Annotated in this window: 2 protein-coding genes and 1 pseudogene; all 3 read left to right on the forward strand. The window is 72.7% G+C overall.

All coding sequences use genetic code 11. The features are described 5' to 3' along the window. The coding region (locus MXD58_RS20045; RefSeq protein ID WP_250609724.1) for a sodium/proton-translocating pyrophosphatase at positions 1–839 on the forward strand (839 nt) is incomplete at its 5' end. A gap of 517 nt (positions 840–1356) precedes the next feature. Beyond that, the gene (gene topA, locus MXD58_RS20055; RefSeq protein ID WP_374616386.1) at positions 1357–4551 is read left to right on the forward strand and encodes a type I DNA topoisomerase; all 3195 of its coding nucleotides are present in this window, start codon (positions 1357–1359) and stop codon (positions 4549–4551) included. A gap of 59 nt (positions 4552–4610) precedes the next feature. Then, positions 4611–4827 (forward strand): annotated as a pseudogene (locus tag MXD58_RS20060) (hypothetical protein); the annotation flags it as partial.

Raw genomic sequence — 4827 nt, forward strand, 5'->3', positions numbered from 1 at the left:
CCGCCCGCGGGCCCCGGCGCCGGAGGTGTTGGGGCGGCTCGCCCCCCCACCCCCCGCCCCCCGCCCCCCCGCCCCCCCCCCCCCCCCCGGAGGCGGGTCGCGGCACCGTCGGCGGGCTGAACATCGCCTATCCCGACGCACTGGTCGGGCTGGTGATCGGCGCGGCCGTCGTGTTCCTGTTCTCGGGGCTCGCGATCAACGCGGTCGGGCGCGCCGCCGGCCGGGTGGTGCTCGAGGTCCGCAACCAGTTCCGCACCAGGCCGGGCATCATGTCCGGCACCGAACGACCCGACTACGGCGCGGTCGTGGACATCTGCACGCGGGACTCCCTGCGTGAGCTGATCACTCCGGGCACGCTGGCGGTGCTCGCCCCGATCGCGGTCGGCTTCGGCCTCGGGTACCCCCCGCTCGGGGCGTTCCTCGGCGGTGCGATCGCCGGCGGTGTCCTGATGGCGGTGTTCCTCGCCAACTCCGGTGGCGCCTGGGACAACGCGAAGAAGCTGGTCGAGGACGGCTCGTACGGCGGCAAGGGCTCGGAGGTCCATGCCGCCACCGTGATCGGCGACACCGTGGGCGACCCGTTCAAGGACACGGCCGGCCCGGCCATCAACCCGCTGCTCAAGGTCATGAACCTGGTCAGCCTGCTGATCGCGCCGACGGTGGTGAAGTACTCCGTCGGAGTCGATCGCAACACGCCGCTGCGAGTGGCGGTCGCGCTCGTCGCCGTCGCCGCGATCGCGGTCGCGATCGTCGTGTCCCGTCGGCGTGGCTCGATGATCGATGACGATCCGACCGTCGAGCAGCCGACGCCTCGCGACCCTGAGGCGATAAGCGCCTGATCAGGCTGCCCGCCGGCCCGGCCGAACCAGGCCGGACCGGCGCGGCGGCGACGGCGGGACCGTCATGGCACGCCGGTACCCGGACCGGCGCGGGCAGGCCTCGCACCTCACCCGACCGTCCGCACTCCATGCTTTCTTGTGACTACGTAAGGTGGCAGTTGCGGGCCGGGGTTGGGCCAGCCGGTGCGGCCGTGTTACACCGTCGTGCGGGCCCTGACGGGCCGTCGAGGCGTGATCGGGGAATACCCGGGGTAGGCGTCGGACCACCCGGCGATGCCTGGACGGGAAGCTCCGCACATCCCGGCGGCGGCGTACGGTCTGGCGGGGCGGCGCTCTCACTCCGGCGGCGGCCGCCCGCCCGATCAGCACGCGCCGGATGCCCGTTCGGAACCATGCGAGAACCAGAACCACGCTCCGCCCGAGCAACATCCGCCATATCCGGGACCTACGCTCCGGAGGGTCGACCTACGCTTCGCCCACCGGGCACCGCACCGAGCACGCCGCAGCGAGGAGAGAAGTGCCACCGCGCACGAAGACGACGACACGGACGACCGCGCGGTCTTCCGCACCGGTCGCCGAGGCCACCGAGCCCGCGGGGAACGGCGCCACGCCGAGCCCCGGCGCCAGCGTGACCTCGGCCGAGGTGCCCCCAGCCGCGCGCACGGCCGACGAGGCAGCCGCGAATCCGAGCCGGACCGCGACGGGTCGGACCACCCGGCGCGCCGGCAGCCGAACGGCGGCGGCCGGTTCGAGCGGCTCCGCCAGCGAGGACGCCGAGCCCAGTCCCGGGGCGGGAACCCGGCTGGTGATCGTCGAGTCCCCGGCCAAGGCGAAGACGATCGCCGCCTATCTCGGCCCCGGCTGGCAGGTGGAGTCGAGCATCGGGCACATTCGTGATCTCCCGCGCAGCGCGGCCGATGTCCCGGCGGCGCACCGCGGCAAACCGTGGGCCCGGCTCGGCGTCGACGTCGACAACGACTTCGAGCCGCTCTACGTCGTCACGCCGGACAAGAAGCTGCAGGTCAGCAAGCTCAAGGCGCTCGTCAAGGACGCCACCGAGCTGTATCTCGCGACAGACGAGGACCGCGAGGGCGAGGCGATCGCCTGGCACCTGCTCCAGACGCTGAAGCCGACGGTGCCGGTCAAGCGGATGGTCTTCCACGAGATCACCCCGCAGGCCATCCTGCGCGCCGTCGAGAACCCGCGGGAGATCGACGAGAACCTGGTCAACGCGCAGGAGACCCGCCGCATCCTGGACCGGCTCTACGGCTACGAGGTCTCCCCCGTGCTGTGGAAGAAGGTCATGCCGAAGCTGTCGGCGGGCCGGGTCCAGAGCGTCGCGACGCGGGTCCTCGTCGAGCGGGAGCGGGCCCGGATGCGCTTCCGCGCCGCCGAGTACTGGAACATCGAAGGCATGTTCGGGGCGACGGTCGCCCGCGAGGGCTGGGTCGCCGGCCCGGATGCCGAGGGTTCGCCGACGCAGGGCAGGGCCGGCGGGGCCGGGGTCGAGCGCACCCCGCTGCCGGCAACGCTGGTCGCGCTGAACGGCAGCCGCATCGCCACTGGCCGGGACTTCGCGCCCACCGGCGAACTGACCACGGCCGGTGTCACCCGCCTCGACGAGCAGGGCGCGCGCGAGCTGGCCGAACGGCTGGCCGGCGCGGCGTTCGCCGTGCGCTCGGTGGAGACGAAGCCCTACCGCCGCTCCCCGTATCCGCCGTTCATGACCTCGACGCTGCAGCAGGAGGCCGGGCGCAAGCTGCGCTACTCCAGCCAGCGCACCATGCAGATCGCGCAGCGGCTGTACGAGAACGGCTACATCACCTACATGCGTACGGACTCGACGAATCTGTCCGAGACCGCGCTCACCGCCGCCAGGGCGCAGGCCCAGACGCTGTACGGCGCGGAGTACGTGCCGGCGAAGCCCCGCACGTACACCAAGAAGGTCAAGAACGCCCAGGAGGCGCACGAGGCGATCCGCCCCGCCGGCGACCACTTCCGCACCCCGGGTGAGGTGCGCGGCGAGCTGGACACCGACTCGTACCGCCTCTACGAGCTGATCTGGCAGCGCACCGTCGCCAGCCAGATGGCCGACGCCCGCGGCACCAGCGCCACGATCCGCCTCGGCGCGACCTCGTCGAACGGCGAGAACGCCGAGTTCTCGGCGTCGGGCAAGGTCATCACCTTCCCCGGGTTCCTGCGCGCCTACGTCGAGGGCGCCGACGACCCGGACGCGGAGCTCGAGGACCGCGAACGCCGCCTGCCCGACGTGCGCGAGGGCGACCCGCTGACGACCCGGTCGCTGACCCCCCGCGGGCACAGCACCAGCCCGCCGCCGCGCTACACCGAGGCAAGCCTGGTGAAGACGCTGGAGGAACTCGGGATCGGCCGGCCGTCCACCTACGCGTCGATCATCGGCACCATCCAGGACCGCGGCTACGTGTGGAAGAAGGGCTCGGCACTGGTCCCGAGCTTTGTCGCCTTCGCCGTCGTCGGCCTGTTGGAGGACCACTTCGGGCGGCTGGTGGACTACCGGTTCACCGCGTCGATGGAGGACGACCTCGACGACATCGCCGCGGGCACGGCGGCGTCCACCGACTGGCTGACCCGCTTCTACTTCGGCAACGGCAACGTCGGCAACGGCGGCGGCGAGAATGCCGCCGCCGCCGCCGACGCGGGGCTGAAGACGCTGGTCAGCGAGCGGCTCGGCGAGATCGACGCCCGGGAGGTGAACTCGATCCCGCTCGGCACGTCCGAGGACGGCACCACGGTGGTGGTCCGGGTCGGCCGGTATGGCCCCTACGTCCAGCACGGCGAGGGTCGGGCCAGCGTTCCCGACGACCTGGCGCCCGACGAGCTGACCGTCGAAAAGGCGTTGGAGCTGCTGGCGGCGCCCAGCGGCGACCGGGAACTCGGCGTGGACCCGGTGAGCGGCGCGACCATCACCGCGAAGGCCGGGCGGTTCGGTCCGTACGTCACCACCGACACGGATCCGCCACGCACGTCCAGTCTGCTGCGCACCATGTCGCTGGAGACGCTGACGCTCGAGGACGCCGTGCGACTGCTGTCGCTGCCGCGCAATCTGGGCGCCGCCGAGGACGGCGAGGAGGTCACCGCGCAGAACGGCCGCTACGGCCCGTATGTGAAGAAGGGCGCCGAAAGCCGCTCGCTGGAGTCCGAGGAGCAGCTGTTCAGCGTCACCCTGGTCGAGGCGCTGGCGCTGCTCGCGCAGCCCAAGGCGCGCGGACGGCGAGCGGCCGCGCAGACACCGCCGCTGCGCGAGCTGGGCAAGGACCCGGCCACCGACCAGCCGATGGTCGTCCGCGAGGGCCGCTTCGGCCCGTATGTCACCGACGGCGAGACCAACGCGAGCCTGCGCAAGGGCGACGCCGTCGAGACGATCACCGACGCGCGTGCGGCGGAGCTGCTCGCCGACCGCCGCGCCCGCGGACCGGCTCCGAAACGAGCCACCCGCGCCGGGGCGAAGTCCACCCCGGCCAAGTCGGCCACGGCCAAGTCCGGCACTGCCAAATCCGGCACTGCCAAATCGGGCACGACGAAGACCGGCACCGCCAAGACCGGCACCTCGAAATCCAGCACGGCAAAGTCCGCCACGAAGAAGAGCGGCACCAGAAAGGCCGCCGCGGCGAAGTCCGACGCGGCGGATCTCGACACCGGCGCGGTTGGTGACGACGCCCCTGCGGCCCACTGATGGCCTCGCCGATCGGCCGGTCCCACGGATCGGCCGACACGGCGCGGGCCGAGCCCGTCGTGGCGTCCTCGGTCACCCCGGTTGCGCCGACCAGCGTCACCGAGGACGCCCCGGGCACCGACCCGCCAGGGATCCCGGCCGACGCCGGTCCGGATACCAGCGACCCTGACGGCGATGCCACGGCCGGTCCCGCCGCGCCCGCCGACGGGAGACCCCCACGCGACACACCGCCGGTCGTCACGGTCGACAGGATCGTGGTCATGGCGACACCGAGGC

It is taken from the genome of Frankia sp. AgKG'84/4, from assembly GCF_023242965.2.
Taxonomy (GTDB): Bacteria; Actinomycetota; Actinomycetes; order Frankiales; family Frankiaceae; genus Frankia.